General features: G+C 50.9%; 13 protein-coding genes. 8 read left to right on the top strand and 5 right to left on the bottom strand.

Annotation, left to right across the window (positions count from 1 at the left end; translation table 11 throughout):
- Positions 1-56: 56 nt before the first annotated feature.
- On the bottom strand, positions 57-794 hold the full coding sequence (locus SK39_RS01210) for a glutamine amidotransferase (RefSeq protein ID WP_003836572.1): 738 nt from the start codon (positions 792-794) through the stop codon (positions 57-59).
- Between the two features lie 12 nt (positions 795-806).
- Positions 807-2,033 carry a PfkB family carbohydrate kinase gene (locus tag SK39_RS01205; protein ID WP_048216515.1) on the bottom strand — a complete coding sequence of 409 codons (1,227 nt, stop codon included), beginning with the start codon at positions 2,031-2,033 and terminating at the stop codon, positions 807-809.
- Between the two features lie 494 nt (positions 2,034-2,527).
- Between SK39_RS01205 and SK39_RS01200 the strand changes: the two genes are divergently transcribed.
- Genes SK39_RS01200 through SK39_RS01190 form a run of 3 tightly spaced genes read left to right on the top strand, consistent with a single transcriptional unit; the run spans position 2,528 to position 5,045 of the window.
- Positions 2,528-3,550, top strand: coding sequence for a methionine ABC transporter ATP-binding protein (locus SK39_RS01200; RefSeq protein ID WP_016150147.1), 1,023 nt, complete (start codon positions 2,528-2,530; stop codon positions 3,548-3,550).
- Entirely contained in the window at positions 3,543-4,211 is a 669-nt protein-coding gene (locus SK39_RS01195; RefSeq protein ID WP_003029361.1) for a methionine ABC transporter permease, read from the top strand. The genes SK39_RS01200 and SK39_RS01195 overlap by 8 nt, the downstream gene beginning before the upstream one ends.
- Before the next feature lie 21 nt (positions 4,212-4,232).
- Positions 4,233-5,045 carry a MetQ/NlpA family ABC transporter substrate-binding protein gene (locus SK39_RS01190; RefSeq protein WP_016150148.1) on the top strand — a complete coding sequence of 271 codons (813 nt, stop codon included), beginning with the start codon at positions 4,233-4,235 and terminating at the stop codon, positions 5,043-5,045.
- Positions 5,046-5,125: 80 nt separating this feature from the next.
- On the opposite strand, the gene ttrA is transcribed toward SK39_RS01190, so the two are convergent.
- From ttrA to ttrB, 3 genes are read right to left on the bottom strand one after another with little or no spacing between them, the layout of a single operon-like run.
- On the bottom strand, positions 5,126-8,191 hold the full coding sequence (gene ttrA / locus SK39_RS01185; protein ID WP_032935897.1) for a tetrathionate reductase subunit TtrA: 3,066 nt from the start codon (positions 8,189-8,191) through the stop codon (positions 5,126-5,128).
- Positions 8,184-9,206 carry a tetrathionate reductase subunit TtrC gene (ttrC, locus tag SK39_RS01180; protein ID WP_032935895.1) on the bottom strand — a complete coding sequence of 341 codons (1,023 nt, stop codon included), beginning with the start codon at positions 9,204-9,206 and terminating at the stop codon, positions 8,184-8,186. Before ttrC ends, ttrA begins: the two co-directional genes overlap by 8 nt.
- Positions 9,207-9,941 carry a tetrathionate reductase subunit TtrB gene (gene ttrB / locus SK39_RS01175; RefSeq protein WP_003836551.1) on the bottom strand — a complete coding sequence of 245 codons (735 nt, stop codon included), beginning with the start codon at positions 9,939-9,941 and terminating at the stop codon, positions 9,207-9,209. It abuts the gene before it with no gap.
- 227 nt (positions 9,942-10,168) lie between these two features.
- Here ttrB and ttrS point away from each other — a divergent pair, with 227 nt between their 5' ends.
- The 5 genes from ttrS to SK39_RS01150 all read left to right on the top strand — a co-directional run bounded on the left by ttrS (position 10,169) and on the right by SK39_RS01150 (position 16,094).
- Positions 10,169-11,902: a tetrathionate respiration histidine kinase TtrS gene (gene ttrS, locus SK39_RS01170; protein ID WP_129622437.1), complete on the top strand. Its 1,734-nt coding sequence runs from the start codon at positions 10,169-10,171 to the stop codon at positions 11,900-11,902.
- The gene (gene ttrR, locus SK39_RS01165; RefSeq protein WP_003836549.1) at positions 11,877-12,461 is read left to right on the top strand and encodes a tetrathionate respiration response regulator TtrR; all 585 of its coding nucleotides are present in this window, start codon (positions 11,877-11,879) and stop codon (positions 12,459-12,461) included. Before ttrS ends, ttrR begins: the two co-directional genes overlap by 26 nt.
- A gap of 92 nt (positions 12,462-12,553) precedes the next feature.
- Positions 12,554-12,763, top strand: coding sequence for a fumarate hydratase FumD (gene fumD / locus SK39_RS01160; RefSeq protein ID WP_032935892.1), 210 nt, complete (start codon positions 12,554-12,556; stop codon positions 12,761-12,763).
- 481 nt (positions 12,764-13,244) lie between these two features.
- On the top strand, positions 13,245-13,871 hold the full coding sequence (locus tag SK39_RS01155) for a ferredoxin-like protein (protein WP_003029338.1): 627 nt from the start codon (positions 13,245-13,247) through the stop codon (positions 13,869-13,871).
- Between the two features lie 120 nt (positions 13,872-13,991).
- Positions 13,992-16,094: an aldehyde ferredoxin oxidoreductase gene (locus SK39_RS01150; protein ID WP_032935891.1), complete on the top strand. Its 2,103-nt coding sequence runs from the start codon at positions 13,992-13,994 to the stop codon at positions 16,092-16,094.
- Positions 16,095-16,100: the final 6 nt, after the last annotated feature.

Here is a 16,100-nt window from a genome sequence, read left to right as displayed (position 1 = left end):
TAACCGATACGGAGGGAAAAGGGCAGGTGATTCAATAATCACCTGCAGATTGGCGTTTATTTTTTAATTGCTTGCAGAACGTTACACCAGAATGACTTGTAATGTTCCCATTGCATAAATTGCGGACTTCCCCAGTGCGGTGCGCAATCACTGGCAAAACAGCCGACTTTACCTTTATTGTACTCACCGAGAACTAATAGTGGGTCGTCATTTATTTTGACCAACGTGATGCTGTTTACCTTGGCACGCAATTTGTTATAACCGAGCAAGGGGGGCCACTGTGTCAGGTCCTGCGTAATGACATGCTGTTCCTCCGTGTTGATTGGGCAGCATCCTTCCGGAATTTCAACGCGATCATCATGCTCCAGCATTTCGACAGGCAAAACTTCGGCCAGCAGGGTGTTTTTATAATTTGCTTTCGCTTCAATGCCGGTGAAGGAAAGGTATCCGCCAATCATTAACAGACCGCCGCCATTTGAGACATATTCTTTAATCAGCGCTAACGCATTCGGGATGATATTCATCTGATAAAAAGTTTTGTTTTGCAACAAAAAGGTATTGCTGCCTATATCGCTAATCACGATAGCATCGTATATATCAAGTTCCTCTACCGTCTGCGGGAAGCGGGTTTGTACAATATGCGCTGGCATGTAGTCGATAGTGATATTTTGCTGGCGCAGACAGGATAAGAGATAGTCAGCGCCTTCTTCGTATTTACTGGATGTGAAGCTGTCATATCCCTTAGAATGAATCATATGAATATGCCATGACTCACCGATAAATAAAATTTTCATACTGAGATCCTATTATTTGATATTAATAATATCATGCGATTGAGTGCGCATCCGGTGTAGTACCAGCTCATGCTGCGGCATGCTCGATGCGCCTTCTTGTTCAACTGCCAGTGAAGCAAAGGCAGAGGCATACTGAATGGCTGATACAAGGTCTGATTTACGGGCAAGTGAGGCGGCCAGTGCGCCATTAAATGCATCACCCGCGCCCGCAGCATCTTTGACGACGGCACTCCAGGCTGGGATAAACAAAGTACGGTGGCGTTCGCACAGTAATGATCCTTGTGCGCCGAGAGTGATAATGACCTTCTCAACGCCTGATTGAAGAATGATATTCCCTGCTTTTTGAGCATCATCAATATTTAATATTGTAATACCCGATAAAAATGATGCTTCTGTTTCGTTAGGTGTTAAAATATCTATTGAAGGTAATAAACGGCTAACATTTTTGGTATAAGGTGCCGGATTCAAAATAATTGTCTTGTTTGCTAATTTACCCAAGCGAACAAATTCTTCAATAGCATCGATATTAGTCTCCAGCTGCATTAGCAAAACGTTAGCTTCAGATATATGACCCTGCTGTTCATTAATTTCGTGCCTGGTTAGCATCATATTGGCACCAGGATAGATAGCAATGATATTATCACCATCCTGCTCTGAAACATAAATTAATGCACTTCCGGTGGGGGCATCATCAGTCTGATAAGCACAATATGAATTTATACCAGATTGGATAATATGATTGAGGGCAAAAGAGCTAAACTGATCTTTACCTACTTTAAAAATAAAGTGGACGTCGGTGCCAGCATTATTTGCGGCCAATGCCTGATTAGCACCTTTACCTCCTGGATAAAAACCGAACTGGCTTGCGAGGATTGATTCACCGCTTTGCGGAAGCCAGGGGACGGTAGCCGATACATCAATATTAAATGAACCTAATATACAAACTTTTCCCGACATTTTCGTGCCTTCTCTATGTAATCGAAAATCTTTGTTTGCCGGAGTTGAAATTGTGCCGGAGATATCAATTTTATTTTCTGTTATCAACTTGCTTAATGCCTGGCGGTTAACAATACCACCACCGTAACAACGCAAAAGCATTCCTGTTTTCTGAAAACAACAAAGATCTGAACGTATAGTCTCCTGGCTAACATTAAAAAGAACGGCGAGTTTTCTCACGCTGACACTATGATCTTTGATGAGTAAGTTAAGAATAGATGTACGCCTTTCTTCTTTAAACATTAAAGCCTCCGTGTATTTTGCTGAATTGTATTTATAGTAATGTTGCCATGTGGTGAAATGAATCACAGATCATGCTGTAAACCGGAAGCAAAACCAAATTATTGAGAATAATAAAAAGTGGATTACACGTTCTTTATTTTTATATGTTTACAATTAACGCAAGATATCTTGTGAGCACAGTCATGTATTAGTTTTGCAATTTCCTATGTCTCATTTAAAAGATGCTGGCTTGCTCGATTCAGTTATAAATTGAGATGGGTTGAGATAAAAAAAACAGTGAACAAAAATGTCAGGAGTTTTTCCATCATCGTGGCTGGGATAGAACGGATATCTGTTCAGTGTTCGCGACATATATATCTAAATGTTATATCAAATACTTTTTAATTCATTTTAAAAGACAATTCCGCTGATTACACTCGTTTGGACATCCATACTGCTAAACAGCCAAAAGCGATAGCAGAAGAACAATAAGCAGCAGCGGATACCCAAACGACATGATTGTCCTGAAAAATATTTCGAAAGTGTTTACGCCAGGAAGGCTTGCCATCACCGCTGTCGATAACGTCAACCTGACGGTTGAACAGGGACAGATTTACGGCATTATTGGTTACAGCGGGGCAGGTAAAAGCACCTTAATTCGTTTGCTCAATGGGCTGGAAAAACCGACCTCCGGCAGCGTGATGATTAACGGCCACGATATCTCTGCCGCCCGTGGGGAATCGTTACGCCAGGCACGACTGAAAATCAGCATGGTGTTTCAACACTTCAATTTGCTGTGGTCACGGACCGTTAGCGAAAATATTGCTTTCTCTATGCAAATCGCTGGAGCGTCCAAAGCGTCAATCAAACAGCGGGTTGCTGAACTGATTACGCTGGTTGGGCTGAGCGGTCGTGAAAATGCGTATCCGTCACAGCTCAGCGGCGGGCAAAAACAGCGTGTAGGAATTGCCCGCGCGCTGGCGAACAATCCGGATGTCCTGCTGTGTGACGAAGCCACCTCGGCGCTGGATCCGCAAACTACCGATCAGATCCTCGATTTACTCCTCGATATTAATCGTCGCTTCAAATTGACCATTGTGCTGATCACTCATGAAATGCACGTGGTACGCAAAATCTGCGATCGCGTGGCGGTAATGGAAAATGGCAAAGTTGTTGAGGAAGGCGACGTACTCAGCGTCTTTACCCATCCACAGCAGCCGATCACCCGACAGTTCGTTCGTCAGGTGAGCCAGTACACCGAGGAAGACGAGTTTAATCCGCAGTTGGCAAGTGAGCTTGGCGGCGTAGTTATCAAGCTTACGTTTACCGGGCAACGCACGCACCGGCCTGTGGTTGGCGAGTTGACCCTGCGCTATGGCCTGCCATTCAACATCTTGCACGGCAAAATGGCGCAAACCGCACACGGTGTGTTTGGTCAACTTTGGGTGCACGTGGTGGCCTCTGAGGAACAATTGAACAATATTTTGGCCGACCTGCGCCAGAGCGACATTGAAGGCGAGGTGATTCAACATGGCTGAAGAACTGTTTCCCCATCTGAAGTGGGAGCAACTGTTAGCGGCAACCCAGGAAACGCTGTATATGACAGCTCTTTCGGGTGCTGCGACCTTTATTCTGGGCATCGCGCTTGGTCTGGCATTGTTCCTGACCGCGCGCGGCGGATTGTTCCCCAACCGAGCGGTATATAGCGCTATTTCGCTGGTGGTGAATATCTTTCGTTCAATCCCATTCATCATTTTGATCGTGCTGCTGATCCCGTTTACCAAAGCGATGGTAGGCACCATTCTCGGCGCCAATGCCGCGTTGCCTGCGCTGATCGTCGGTGCAGCGCCGTTTTATGCACGTCTGGTCGAAATCGCTCTGCGTGAAGTGGATAAAGGCGTTATTGAAGCGACACGTTCGATGGGCGCACGGCTGAGCACGCTTATTTTTCGGGTTTTACTGCCGGAATCCTCTCCTGCTCTGGTGTCCGGGATCACCGTGACGCTAATTGCGCTGGTTAGCTACAGCGCGATGGCAGGGGTAATTGGTGCCGGTGGTTTAGGGAATTTGGCCTATCTGGAAGGATTCCAGCGCAACCACAGCGACGTCACGCTGGTGGCGACGGTGACGATTTTGCTCATTGTCTTCATCATCCAGCTTTGCGGCGATGTGATCACCTCTCTGTTAGATAAACGCTAATAAAATACGGAAACCATTATCATGAAAAAATCACTGACGTTACTCGCCGCAGCAACCTTAAGCGCTCTGAGCTTTGCCTCCTGGGCAGACACTCTGACCGTTGGTGCATCTAACGTGCCGCACGCGGAGATCCTTGAACAGGCCAAACCGATTCTGGCGAAACAGGGGATCGATCTGGAGATTAAACCGTTCCAGGATTACATTCTGCCGAACACCGCGCTGGCTGGTCGTGAGATTGACGCTAACTACTTCCAGCATATTCCGTACCTGAACAGTGTGATTAAAGATCATGCGGGCGATAAAACGTATGACTTCGTCAGCGCCGGAGCAATTCACATTGAGCCAATTGGTATCTATTCGAAAAAAGTGAAATCGCTTAAAGAACTACCGGAAGGCGGCAAAGTCATCATGCGCGATGCGGTATCTGAGGAAGGCCGTATTCTGTCGATTTTCGAAAAAGAGGGTGTTATTAAGCTGAAGCCGGGCGTGGATAAAGTAACCGCGCGCATTAGCGATATCGTCGAAAACCCGAAAAAGCTGAAGTTCCTGCCAAACGTGGAAGCCGCGCTGTTACCGCAGATGTATAACAACGACGAAGGCGATGCGGTGGTGATTAACGCCAACTACGCCATCGATGCCGGGCTGGATCCGGTGAAAGATCCGATTGCCGTTGAAAGCGGTGAAAACAACCCGTACGCCAACATCATTACCGTGCATCGTGGCGACGAGAAGAAGAAGGATATCGTCGCATTGGTCGATGTCCTGCACTCCAAAGAAATCCAGGACTGGATCCGTACTAAATATAAAGGCGCGGTGATCCCGGTTAATAACTGATCCGCTTTTTGCTGAGTGGCGGCAGTGCCTTATCCGGCCTACGACGTCTTGTAGGCCGGGTAAAACGCGTTCACGCAGAACTACACTCGCTCAATTCTCGCTGGCAACCCCTGACGCACCGACGCACCCGACACCCAGTCAAGCCAGGTATTGGCAACCTGCCGGGTAGGATCCGCAAAGCCCAAATCATTGAGATTAATCCCTGACTTTATCTGTGCATCAAATGCCATTGGCTTGCCGTCGAGCGTATGCTGAGCTGCGCCCATCTCTTTATGCCCGTAACCGTGTTCAATGGCGATGACACCCGGCATGACGCCATGCAGCAGACTTATCTGCGCTTGCGCCTGACCGCCAGGGGTGGTGATACGCACGATATCGCCATGTGCTAAACCATACCGCTGACCATCCTGCGGATTGAGCGCCACCAGATTAACCGGTTTCAGATGATGAAGGCGCGGGATAACCGCCGTGGCGCTGGACATGGTATTGGATTTAAAGGAAATCAGTTTCAACGGCCACTCTTGTTCCGGGAACAACTCCTCGACCGCACGTCCATCAGACAGACGTGAAGGATACCAGGCCGGGCAGCCGCTGTAGCGCTCGCCGGTAATTGCATGACGGTGCGCGGCGACGTTCGCATTCCAGATTTGGAGCGGTTTTTCCCAGGCATTGCCGACGCGGTTATCAACTCGCCCGCTGATGTCCGGCGCAAAGCGCCCGCCGCGGGAGTAGATAAACGCAACTCGGCTGATTTCATCGGGTTTCAGCGTTTGGGTCATCACAGGCATGATCCGCTGTACTCCGGTCAGCGCTATGTCTTCCGGCTGTGCCTCTGCAACCGGGGCTTTGCCCATAAACGCAATATTGGCGGCGAGGCGCAGGTAGTAATCTTCCGCACGATTCAACGGATAGTGATTACCTTGCGGATCGGTAATCGCATTGTCGCCGAATCCGGGTAGCCCAATGCGCTTTGCCACTGCGATACAGAAAGATTCCATCGAGGCCGATTGACCGTCAGCCGTGAGGCTGGTCGCAGGTCTGACGACAGGCCAACGCGCGGTGGTGGCTTTGCTGGCCACGCCTGCCCACGGAGCGCTAAATCCCCAGCTTTCGAAGTTGTGGGTATCCGGCACGATGTAATCTGCCAGCGCCGTGGTTTCGTTCATAAAGGCGTCAATCGCGATAAACAGCGGCAAGCGAGCAGGATCCTTGAGCTTTTCTTCCGCCACGCCACGTAATCCCGCAATGCCGTAAAACGGGTTGGTCATGTTTGAGATCCATGCTTTCAGCGGATAAGGGTAACCTTCAAGCGCTGAGACGAGGAGTTCGGTAAGCTGACCTGCGACAAACGGATACCACGGGGCCTTAGCCGGGAAGGGGGATTGTCCGGCAGCTACCTTATTGCGGTACTCTTCGGAAGACTCATAAGCGGTTTTACTGCGCGCGATGCTTAACCCTTTCGGCTTTACCTTCCCGGCGAAGCTGTCCATGTTGTAGCGCGGACCGTCGGTGGCACCATTGAATTTGCCGCCACCAACAAACACACCGCCTTCAAGACTGAGGTTGCCAATCAGCGCATTGAGCATCATTACCGACCAGGCGTTATAAAATCCATTGCCTGCCATCATTCCGCCGTGCGTAATTACTGCCGCTTTACGTCCGTGGCGGGTGAATGCGTCGGCCAGAGCGCCAATGTCTGCTTCTGACACCCCACACTGCTGGCTGTACTGCGTTAGCGACAGTTTCTCTGCGGACTCTCGCAGACACTGGAAGCTGCTTTTTACCGTTACCGTCTGCCCGTCAGCCAGCGTCACCTCGCGGGTAACAAACAGTTGCGCACGCGGGCAACTGTTGGCGGCGACAATCTCACCGGCCTCGTTGACGACCACCGGCTCCTGGGCGGCGTTTGTGCTCAGATGGGCGAGGGTCAGGTGTTGTCCGGCAAGCGTTGGAATTTCATCGGTAATCACAAGATGAGTGGCGTTAGTCCAGCTTTTTTCTCCTGCCTGCTGCATGGCCTGCACGCCGGGAATGGCGAGATAATCAGCGTTATAGCGTTGTTTATCGATAATCCATCTTATCATCCCCATCGCCAGCGCGGAGTCGCTTCCCGGTCGTACGGGCTGCCAGTGGCCGCGATCGTCAGCCAGCACCGTGGTTAATGGCAGGGCGGGCGCTACCACAACATAGCGGAAGTCGTCACGTAAACGGGCGCTGGCCAACTGGCGGGCCTGGCGCTTAAACGGGTTGCCGGATTGCGCCGGAGAGGTGCCCATAAACAGCGCGAATTCGACGTTATCCCAGTCGGGTTTCACGTGGGTATTTTTATCCAGATCGCCCATTAACGCGCCGGAACCGGCCCGATAGGCCAGACCGCAGTAAGCGCCATGAGCACCGAAATTTTTACTGCCGAAACTGTTCAGTGCGAAGCGACGTAGAAAGGTATCACGTCCTTCATCGCTGGTATTAGTGACCAGCAGTTGATTGGATTTTGGGCCAAAGCCGGGATGTTTCGCATCAAGCGGTGTAGCGGGATCGTAGATGGCTCTCAGACCATCAACGTGGCCTTCACCAAACAGATCTCCGCCTTCCACCACCTCTTTGATCAGCTGTTCGAAGCTGATGCGCTGCCATTTTCCCTCACCGCGCTTACCGACGCGCTTCATGGGCTCCAGAATACGTAACGGGCTGTACAGACCTTCGAGTAAAGTTGCACCACGGGCGCAGGCGGTGGAACGTGCGTCAAGACCTGACTCCCCGGCCAACTGTTCCATTGCCATGGTAAAGGGGACGGAGGCGTCTATATGGTGCTCGTGCGACAACGGATGATAAGGGTTGCCCGCAATGCGCAGCACCTTGCCTTGCTCAGTGTCAACGCGAACCCGCACGCCACACTGCGTCCAGCAACCAAAACACTGTGTCATGGAGATCACCTGCTGCGGGTTTTGCTGCCAGTGCGGCCGGGCGTTGGCTTCAGGGATGAGCGCGTTTGCAAAGATGCGGTCACGGGTAATTTTGCCCGAGGTTCCGTCCAGCAAACCGTCTATCGCGCGCTTTGCCACATCCCGATAACTCAGGCCAAAAGTCACCATGCCACCTACGGCAAGGCCCACTTTAAGCCACTGACGACGGGTTAAATTAGCCATGTTGCATTCTCCTTCCGATCGCGTTCAGGGCTTCACGAACAATAATAATCAGTGCTATCCACAGGCCGAAAGTACCCACAATGGCCAGCCAGCCATCGGTGCCGCCGGGCAGGGTGTAGGGATTAAACTGCGCGTTAAATTTCGGTACGGTCTGCACCTGGATGAGTAACGTCCAGCGCATTAGCCAGCACAGCGCCATGGCGCTAAAAGCGAGTAATATGCGCAGCGGTAGCGACAAGGGGTAACGTACAACCAACCCGCAAAGAACAAGTGAAACAAGCCATAACGCAACCCAACCGATAGCGTAGTGTTGTGCTGAAGAAGCCACATCCAGCCATTGGCGGATAGCCGAACCGGAAAGCGTATTACCGCTCGCCCAGATCAACACCACGATAGCCAGTGCGATCAACGTGACCATTTGCCCCCACGCTAGCTTACGCGGCAGTACGTCCTTGTTATTTGTCGTGGCAATAAGCAGGACAAGAAACGTTTGCAGCGCGCTGAGGAACATCGCAACCGGAAATGCGTAACTGAACCAGATGGGACGCGCCTGCACCACCGACACTTCACGGCCGGTGTAAACCAGCAATCCGATGGCGGACAGTGCGCTACCAAGTGCTAACCATTTTGTGACGTTGTAACTTTTTAGCGTTAGCCGTTTAACGTGCTGCGCCAGAAACCACAGACCTAAAAAACCGGTAAACAGCGGTAAGAACAGTGCGCCCCACGGCATCCAGGACCACGGCGTCGGATACGCATAGAAATGCCAGACGCGGGCGGTTTGGTGTAGATCAGCGGTCAGCGCCAGCGGTGCGGTAATCGCGCAGGTCAGGGCGATTAACAGCGTCAGATTCTCCAGATCTGCCGTTTCTTTTTTGCGCCAGTGGAGAACGCAGGCGAACAGTGCGGCGCAGGCGGCAATGCCGATGAAAAAGAAATATTGTACGGCCCAGGGTAACCAGCTTACGTCCTGGGGATGGGCCAGAACCTCGTCGATAATTAGTGAATGGTTCATTTAAACCTCCTGCCAGAGAGCGGGTTGAGCACGTCCAATCAATGGGGTGACAAACGCCTCATCCAGTCCCAGATAGAACACGTGAGGAGACGTACCGCTTTCCGGCTTCAGGACTTTGATGGTGTCATGGTGTTCATGCAGCATTTGTGAAATGCGGCTGTGTGGATCTTTAATATCGCCAATGATGCGCGCGCCGCCGACGCAGGATTCTACACAGGCCGGGAGCAGCCCCGCTTCGAGGCGGTGAACACAGAAGGTACATTTATCGGCGGTTTGCGTTTCATGGTTGATGAATCGCGCATCATAAGGGCAGGCCTGCACGCAATAGGCGCAGCCAACGCAGCGTGTGTTGTCGACCACCACGATGCCGTCTTCGCGTTGGAAAGTGGCCTGTACCGGGCAAACAGGCACGCAAGGGGGATTATCACAATGGTTGCACAGTCGCGGCAGCAGGACGTTGGTGACGCTTTGCTGACCTTCAATCTGTACTTGATACTGGTTGACGAGGGTACGAAATTCGCCCTGTGGCGTCTGGTTTTCAATGGCGCAACTGACGGTACAGGCCTGGCAGCCAATACAGCGTCGCAGGTCAACCAGCATGGCGTAGCGATGCTGAAGTGAGCCTTCATGGCGTTCAGGCGAAAAGGGAAATTTCGCCTGAGCCAGCGGAACCAGTGATGCGCCAGCGGTCAGGACGCCCAGTTGCTGGAGAAACTGCCGTTTACTGCTGTCCATATTTTCTCCCGTCACGATGCAACAACGAAACATTGGTCACGCCGTTGATTTGCGTGTGATGAATAAAGAATCTCAATGATTTACAGTGTAAAAATCGTGACGGGGTATACTCTATTGTGGTTAACCACATACCCGGCTTGTTGTTGATCTAAAACAACATAATTGACAGGGACAATTGAGTGGGACGCAACGTAGTAAGATGTCTGACAGTGCTGGCGTCGCTGTGGATGCTAAGCGGCGCGGTCAGGGCGCAGACATGGAACATTGGCGTTTTGGCGATGCGCGGGGAGGTTTCTACACGTAATCACTGGCAGCCGCTGGAAACATTGTTGAATCAGCAAATCCCCGGCGAACAGTTTCATATTCAACCGCTGGATCTGCACCAGATGCAGGAGGCGGTGAATCGTGGAACGGTGCAGTTTGTTGTTACTAATCCGGCGCAGTTTGTTCAGCTAAACAGCCGTTCTGCGCTGCGCTGGCTGGCTTCGCTACGCTCCACCCGTGGTGGGAAAGCCACCAGTAACGTGATCGGCAGCGCGATCCTCGTCAGACGCGACAGCGGGATAACCTCCCCACACGATCTGATCGGCAAAGCGGTTGGCGCCATTGATGCTCAGGCTTTTGGCGGCTATTTGCTGGGATATAAAGCGCTCAGTGATGCCGGTCTGCGCCCTGAACGCGATTTACGTCTGACGTTTACCGGATTTCCCGCCGATGCTTTACTCTATTTATTACGTGAAAAAGCCGTGCAGGCGGTGATCGTGCCGGTGTGCCTGCTGGAAAAAATGGATGAAGAAGGCCTCATTCGTAAAACCGATTTTATGACCGTGTTGAACCATCCGACCTCAATTCCCTGTCTGACCAGTACACCGCTCTATCCTGACTGGTCATTTGCCGCACTACCTGCAGTGAGTGACGAGCTGGCCGATCGCGTCACGCGGGTGCTGTTCAATGCACCGCAAAACGCGACATTTCGCTGGGGAGCGCCCGCCTCGACCCGCGAGGTGGAAGCGTTGTTGCGCGATGTCCGCCAGCATCCGCAGCAGCGTCAGCTGTGGCTGGATGTCAAAAGCTGGTTTATTCAACACCGACTGGCAATGGGGGGCGTGGCCATCGTGTTGCTGTTGCTGACGCTCAATTACATCTGGGTAATGCTGTTGGTTCGCCGACGCGGCAGGCAGCTAGAGCGGAACAATGTGTTGTTGCACAAACAGGAACAGGCGCTGGAGACTGCCCGACAAATGAGCGTGCTGGGGGAGATGACCTCCGGTTTTGCCCATGAGCTCAATCAGCCGTTGTCGGCTATCCGCCATTATGCCCAAGGCTGTCTGATTCGCCTGCGCGGTCAGGATGAGCAGCATCCGTTGCTGCCCGTGCTTGAGCACATCGACACCCAGGCACAAAGGGGGGCCGATACGCTGCGCAATCTCCGGCAGTGGGTCAGCCAGGCACAGGGCAATCCGGTACTTCCCGATGACTGGCAAGCCATCAACGTTCACGATGCTATCCATCACGTCTGGCAATTACTACGCATGCCCCAGCAATTCCCGGCGGTAACGCTGCACACACAGGTCAGCAAGGCGTTAACATTGACGTTGCCAAGCGTTCTTCTTGAGCAGGTGCTGGCCAATCTGGTACTCAATGCCGCCCAGGCAGGGGCTACCACAGTTTGGTTTAGCGCCCTGCATAAGGATGGTGGTGTGAGTATTCAGGTGCAGGATAATGCCGGAGGCATTGACGAGACGCAGTTGTATCAGGCGTTTCAGCCGTTTATGACCACGCGTAAAGAAGGCATGGGACTAGGACTGGTCATTTGTCAGCGACTGGTGCGCTACGCAAACGGAGATATTGAGATCAACAATCAGCAGGCCCCGGACGGAAAAGCGGGGGCGAGAGTGACATTATATTTTAAACCAAATCGGGAAGGAGGCCGTAGTGGCGATAATTCATCTGCTGGATGACGACATTGCCGTAACCCAGGCCTGCGCGTTTTTATTGGAAAGTCTGGGATATGAAGTGTCTTGCTGGGAGCAAGGTGAGAAATTCCTCGCTGAGGCAAATCTGCACCAGGTGGGTGTACTACTGCTGGATATGCGTATGCCGGTACTGGATGGGCACGCGGTGCATGAAATCATGCGTCAGAAAGCAAGCACCCTGGCGGTGGTCTTTCTCACCGGGCATGGCGATGTGCCGATGGCGGTTGAGCAAATGAAACGTGGCGCGGTCGATTTTTTGCAAAAACCGGTGTCAGCCGTGCCGCTTCAGGCAGCATTAGAACATGCCTTGCAGGTCTCGGCAGCGGCGTTCTCGCGACAAGAGATCATCTGCTGCTATCAACAACTTACGCCAAAAGAACGGGAACTGGCGCATCTGGTAGCAAAAGGATTAATGAATCGGGAAATTGCTGATGCCATGAATATTGCCGTGCGTACGGTTGAAGTGCACCGGGCGCGGGTGATGGAAAAAATGCAGGCGGGAAGTCTTGCTGAGCTTGTAAATCGACTTCAGAGAGTTCAGTAGAATGATGACATTTCTTTGATTTTCATTGAATTTTGTCTAAATCCTCAGAGTGATATATGCTGTTGCTTTGAGTTAATGACGAGCGGGCAAAAATGGGAAATCAGACGAAAGACGACGAGTTGTACCGTGAAATGTGCAGAGTAGTCGGTAAAGTAGTGCTGGAAATGCGCGATCTGGGACAAGAGCCTAAGCATATCGTCATTGCGGGAGTACTGAGAACCACCCTTGCTAACCAGCGTGTGAAGCGCAGTGAGTTAGAAAAACAGGCTATTGAGACCGTAATTAAAGCATTGACCGGATAATCCGCAAAAAGAGGGCGGTAGTTTCTCTCTCCGTCCTCTTATTCTCATTACGTTAATCTATCAATAATTATAATTTAGTGTTGCAATTAACGCTATCCAACTCGCTATATATTTAATTGTATACCGGATGATATATAAAAATATATATGAGAGTGGAGTCACAAATATTTGCAAGACATATGAAGTGCTATTTCAATTTATCTTAATGATAATAAATCTCACTCCGCATTAATTATATCCCTTCCGTTTTTTAATTGATGACGATCAAGACTAAGCATGCTGAATAACCACATTATTTCTGTGCCTAACCCTAAAGGATTAGATTCATTCAGTTTAACCACCGTCATTTATGCGATCAGGTTAGGGCAAAAATTTACGTGTTGTTGGCAACTTTAACCGCCCGATATGGCTTGAGCTGCGCTGGTTTAAATTAGCCTGAAGGTGTTGCTACCACAGCATTTGCGAAGAGGATGCGAAATAAATGAACCAGGTTGATCGTCCATTTTTAGATTGTGGTTTAACGCGACTAGAATTTCTGCGGATATCAGGAAAAGGACTGGCGGGATTAACGATTGCTCCCGCGCTGTTATCCCTTTTTGGTTGTAAGCAGGAAGATGTCGATAGTGGGACTGTTGGGCTTATCAATACGCCTAAAGGGGTTCTGGTGACCCAGCGAGCTCGCTGTACGGGCTGTCACCGCTGTGAAATTTCCTGTACCAATTATAACGATGGTGCGGTGGGTACCTTCTTTTCCCGGATAAAAATCCATCGCAATTTCTTCTTTGGCGATGATGGTGTCGGGTCCGGTGGTGGGCTGTATGGCGATTTAAACTATACCGCAGATACCTGCCGGCAATGCAAAGATCCGCAGTGTATGAAGGTTTGCCCAATAGGTGCAATTACCTGGAAACAGGAAGACGGTTGTATTGCGGTGGACCACAAACGCTGTATTGGCTGTAGCGCGTGTACCACAGCCTGTCCGTGGATGATGGCGACCGTAAATACCGAAACGAAAAAGTCCTCAAAATGTGTGTTATGCGGGGAATGCGCCAATGCTTGTCCGACTGGGGCATTAAAAATTATCGAGTGGAAAGATATTACTGTTTGATAGATAGCAGGCATACCTGATTCGCGCCATTAATTGCCAAAAATACCGCAGTTTTGGATAAAAAAGCTGCCTGAAGAATGGCGGGTATATCTATTAAACCTTCTTGCAAAGGAAAACATGATGGCTAATGGTTGGACAGGTACTATTTTACGGGTCAATCTCACCACGGGTAATATCACCCTTGAAGATTCCAGTAAATTTAAAAAATTTGTCGGTGGGATGGGCTTTGGTTATAAAATTATGTACGACGAAGTCCCGCCAGGCACCATGCCTTTTGATGAAGGGAATAAGTTGGTTTTTGCCACCGGACCATTAACGGGTTCTGGCGCTCCCTGTAGCTCCCGCGTCAATATCACCTCCTTATCGACATTTACCAAAGGCAATTTAGTCGTGGATGCTCATATGGGCGGTTTCTTTGCTGCACAAATGAAATTCGCCGGTTACGACGCCATTATTATTGAAGGCAAGTCCGAATCGCCGGTCTGGATCAACATTAAAGACGATAAGGTTAGCATCGAAAAAGCCGATTTCCTGTGGGGTAAGGGGACGCGCGCCACAACTGAAGAAATTTGTCGCATCACCAGCCCGGAAACCTGCGTCGCCGCGATTGGCCAGGCGGGGGAAAATCTGGTGCCGCTCTCCTGCATGATCAACAGTCGCAACCACAGCGGCGGAGCTGGTACTGGCGCAGTAATGGGCTCGAAAAACCTGAAGGCTATTGCGGTAGAAGGGACCAAAGGCGTCAATATTGCCGATCGCAAAGAGATGAAGCGGCTCAATGACTACATGATGACCGAGCTCATCGGCGCTAACAACAACCACGTTGTGCCAAGCACCCCGCAGGCCTGGGCAGAATACTCTTCGCCAAACTCGCGCTGGACGGCGCGTAAAGGGCTGTTCTGGGGCGCAGCAGAAGGCGGACCAATCGAAACCGGGGAAATCCCGCCGGGCAACCAAAATACGGTAGGTTTCCGTACCTATAAATCGGTGTTCGATCTGGGGCCAGCCGCAGAAAAATACACGGTCAAAATGAGCGGCTGTCATTCATGCCCTATTCGTTGTATGTCGCAGCTCAATGTTCCGCGGGTGAAAGATTTTGGCGTGCCGAGTACCGGCGGCAACACTTGTGTGGCGAACTTTGTACACACCACCATTTTCCCCAATGGCCCGAAAGATTTTGACGATAAAGACGATGGGCGCGTGGTGGGAAACCTGATTGGTCTGAACCTGTTTGACGATTACGGTATCTGGTGTAACTACGGCCAGTTGCACCGTGATTTTACTTATTGCTATTCGAAAGGCGTCTTTAAGCGCGTACTGCCGGCTGAAGAGTATGCGGAAATCCGCTGGGATCAGTTGGAAGCGGGTGATCCTAATTTTATTAAAGACTTCTACTATCGGTTGGCGCATCGCGTGGGGGAACTCAGTCACCTTGCGGACGGCTCGTATGCCATTGCTGAACGCTGGGATTTGGGCGAAGAGTACTGGGGTTATGCCAAAAATAAACTGTGGTCGCCGTTCGGTTTTCCTGTTCACCATGCGAACGAGGCTTCAGCGCAGGTGGGGGCGATCACCAACTGTATGTTTAACCGTGACTGCATGGCGCACACCCATATCAACTTCATCGGCTCCGGTTTGCCGTTGAAATTGCAGCGCGAAGTGGCGGGCGAGCTGTTTGGTTCACAGGATGCCTACGATGAAACCAAAAACTACACCCCGATCAATGCTGCCAAGATCAAATATGCCAAATGGACGCTGCTGAAAGTCTGTCTGCATAACGCGGTTACGTTGTGTAACTGGGTTTGGCCGATGACGGTTTCACCACTCAAGAGCCGTAACTATCGCGGAGACTTGGATCTGGAAGCGAAGTTCTTCCAGGCAGTCACCGGTGATGAAACCACGCAGGCGAGTCTGGACCTGGCCGCTGAACGCATCTTTACTTTGCATCGTGCTTATACGGTCAAACTGATGCAAACCCAGGATATGCGCAATGAGCACGATCTCATCTGCTCCTGGGTATTCGATAAAGATCCGAAGATCCCGGTCTTCACTGAAGGAACCGACAAGATGGACAGGGAGGATATGCGTCAGTCATTGACGATGTTCTATCAGGAAATGGGCTGGGATCCAGAGCTGGGTTGCCCAACGCGTGAAACCCTGAACCGACTCGGACTTGAAGACGTGGCAGCTGATTTGGCGGCGCAAGATCTGTTGCCAGCGTAAGGAACG

The organism is Citrobacter sp. BIDMC107 (assembly GCF_001037575.1).
In the GTDB taxonomy this organism is placed as follows: domain Bacteria; phylum Pseudomonadota; class Gammaproteobacteria; order Enterobacterales; family Enterobacteriaceae; genus Citrobacter; species Citrobacter freundii.
The sequence above is the reverse complement of the archived record's forward strand: the minus strand, read 5'-3'. Positions and strand labels throughout refer to the sequence as shown.